Below are 361 nucleotides of genomic sequence, written 5' to 3'. Positions count from 1 at the left end.
AAGAGTATGTTCCGGTAACAGAAGTTACATTAAATGTAACTGAGGCCAATTTGAAAGTCGGTGAGACAGTACAATTAACGGCTATAGTTGCACCGGATAATGCTAGCCAAGAAGTTCTCTGGGTATCTGATGCAGAGGGTATCGCTTCTGTTGATAGTGCAACTGGATTAGTTACAGCTAATAGTGCGGGAACGGCGATTATTACAGCAACTTCCACAATGAATCCGGAAAAGAAAGCACAATGTACAGTTGTTGTTACTCGTGATGATACAGCATTAGATGTAGCAATCAAAGCAGCAGAAGAGAAAATACGGGAAGAGAATTTTGAAAATAAATATACAGAAGCTTCAAAAACAGCTCT

Annotated in this window: 1 protein-coding gene; it reads left to right on the top strand. The window is 39.6% G+C overall.

Translation table 11 applies throughout. From position 1 onward, the window contains the following. Nucleotides 1-361, top strand: a 361-nt coding sequence (locus NE619_RS18135; protein WP_256133877.1) for an Ig-like domain-containing protein, incomplete at both ends; no start/stop codon positions are given.

This window comes from Anaerovorax odorimutans, from assembly GCF_024459955.1.
Classification (GTDB): domain Bacteria; phylum Bacillota; class Clostridia; order Peptostreptococcales; family Anaerovoracaceae; genus Hominibacterium; species Hominibacterium odorimutans_A.
The sequence above is the reverse complement of the archived record's forward strand: the minus strand, read 5'-3'. Positions and strand labels throughout refer to the sequence as shown.